This window comes from Nitrospirota bacterium (assembly GCA_016219645.1).
GTDB lineage: Bacteria > Nitrospirota > Nitrospiria > Nitrospirales > Nitrospiraceae > Palsa-1315.
Genome location: JACRLR010000006.1, coordinates 1 through 2,380, shown reverse-complemented (window position 1 = coordinate 2,380; position 2,380 = coordinate 1). Strand labels below are relative to the sequence as shown.

The 2,380-nt window shown below is 56.7% G+C and carries 2 protein-coding genes; one reads left to right on the top strand and one right to left on the bottom strand.

Annotated elements, in window-relative coordinates; genetic code table 11:
* Nucleotides 1–428 precede the first annotated feature (428 nt).
* Nucleotides 429–2,228, top strand: a complete 1,800-nt coding sequence (locus tag HZB34_00655) for a type II/IV secretion system protein (protein MBI5314461.1) — start codon at nucleotides 429–431, stop codon at nucleotides 2,226–2,228.
* Between the two features lie 29 nt (nucleotides 2,229–2,257).
* Here the strand turns inward: HZB34_00655 and HZB34_00650 are convergent.
* Nucleotides 2,258–2,380: IS30 family transposase (locus HZB34_00650; GenBank protein MBI5314460.1), on the bottom strand; the 123-nt coding region annotated here is incomplete at its 5' end.

Sequence of the window (2,380 nt, the reverse complement as noted above, 5' to 3'; positions counted from 1 at the left end):
AGCTGAAAGACCTGCTTGGCCAAATCGATGCCCCTCCGTGTAAGCTGTGTCATGTGGACTCCCTCCTTGTGGTTTGTGGGTTCACACCGTGGTCCGGTGGAGCCCATGATATCCAAGTGGGGGAGTCCATCCCATTAGAAACAGACCGCCAGCAGCGTTCCCTGCCTCCGCCGAAGCGCTTCGCGCAGGCAGGTCGCATCGTTCAGACCCTCAACGTCCCCCAAGGGGTATGCCTCGACCCTTCACTCGCTGCGGCCTTGCTGGCTGCCTGTTTGAGCACCCTGCTAGGTGTTTTCGGGATGTCAATGATAATGAAGTGCGATCGTGTGTTCCGAAGTGGTCAACCGGTTTTTCGGTCTCTTGATAGAGGCCAAAATTGAGATGGGGTAGCAAATTTGCCATTGGAGACCCGCATTCTGAGTGGGGGGATGTCGGGTAAGGTAGAGGGGAGTGGGGGCACGTCCAAGAAGGGGGCCAGCGGGACCAAGTCGATCAGCACTATCGAGCAGAATGTACTGGATGCGCTGGTCTATCGCGGAATCATCAGTCAAGCTGACGTGCGGGCGGCGGTCGAAGAGTCAAAGGTCTGTCATCTGGACCTCGAGGCGGTGCTCCTCGACCGTTATCATGTTCCGAAACAGGCCTTGGGATCTGCTCTGAGCGACTTTTATCAATGCCCCTACCTGCCATATGACGAACGAACGGTCATCGATAGCGACTTGCTGAAAACACTCAACGTCGATTATCTCAAAAATAATCTCTGGTTGCCGATCGCCCGTCGAGGCTCGCTGATCGACGTGCTCACCAGCGATCCGCACGATCTCGATAAGGGTTGGGACGTGCGGCGCACATTTCCAGGCGTGACCATTCGCTATGCCGTGGGTCTGCGCCGGGACATCGAGCAGTTTCTGCAACTGGCGAGGGGCCAGGGAACCAGCGGGTCCATCGGGGCAATTCTCGGTGAGTTGATCAATGAAATCCAACTCGAGCCTGTCGGCGATCCGGTATCCGGTGGGATCGACGAGAACGATTCAGCCATTGTTCGGCTGACCAACCAAGTGATCGCCGAAGCAGACCGCCTCGGCGCGTCGGACATCCATATCGAACCCTATGCGGACCGTAAGGAGGTGACGGTGCGGCTCCGTATCGACGGCACCTGCTTCACCTATATGGGGATTCCAGCGGCTTATCGGCGTGCCGTTGTATCACGCATCAAAGTCATGGCCAACCTCGACATCGCTGAACGACGCAAGCCTCAAGACGGAAAAATTCGGTACCGATTGGGGAAGGATCGAGAGATCGAATTGCGCGTCGCGACCCTGCCAACTGCGGGACAAGACGAAGATGTCGTGCTGCGCCTCCTCACGGCCAAACGACCGATGCCGCTCGACTCGATGGAATTCACCCCTGCCACCTTGTCGGTCCTTCGAGCCATCGCGGAGAAACCCTATGGGATCATCTTGTGTGTCGGTCCGACCGGATCCGGCAAAACGACAACCCTGCACGCCATCCTCAAGCACATCAATACCGTCGAACGGAAAATCTGGACTGCCGAAGACCCTATTGAAATTACCCAGGACGGTCTCCGCCAAGTCCAGATCCACCCGAAGATTGGTCTCACCTTTGCGACCGCGATGAGGGCGTTCTTGCGCGCAGACCCTGACGTAATCATGATCGGCGAGATGCGGGACAAAGAAACAGCCGACATCGCCATAGAAGCCTCCCTGACCGGTCACTTGGTCCTCAGCACCCTCCATACGAACAGCGCGGTCGAAACGGTGACCCGGCTGTTGGATCTTGGGTGCGACTCGTTCAACTTTGCCGATGCAATGTTAGGAGTGCTTGCCCAGCGTCTATGCAAGAGGATTTGTACCCAGTGCAAAGAGGTCTATCATCCGACCAGAACGGAGTATGACGAACTGGTGCAGGGGTATGGGGCGCAAGAGTGGTCCACGCTCGACATCGAGTACAGTACCGAGTGGGGTCTGTACCGTGGACGAGGCTGTGAGGCCTGCAACAGAACCGGTTTCAAGGGGCGAATTCCCCTGCATGAATTGCTGCTTCCTTCGGAGGAGATAAAGCAGCTCATCCAGACTCGATCGAGAACTGCCGAGATGCTGACTCTTGCGATGAAAGAAGGAATGGTCACGCTCGTTCAAGATGGGGTCAGGAAAGTGCTCCAGGGAATGACCACCTACCGCCAAGTCAGGGCTGTGGCGATGAAGTGAGGAAAAGGTGTCAGTGTGCATTCAAGATCCTAGCGCAACAGGTGGTGAAAGACGTAGGCCGGACTCTGCCAGTTCAGAATTTTCCGTGGCCGATCGTTGAGCATCGTCTGCACCCGCTTGATCTCCCGCCGCGAGATGCGAGTGAACTGGGT

Coding starts and splice junctions, on each gene's coding strand:
- HZB34_00655 (MBI5314461.1), top strand. CDS start 429: ATGTCGGGTAAGGTAGAGGGGAGTGGGGGCACGTCCAAGAAGGGGGCC.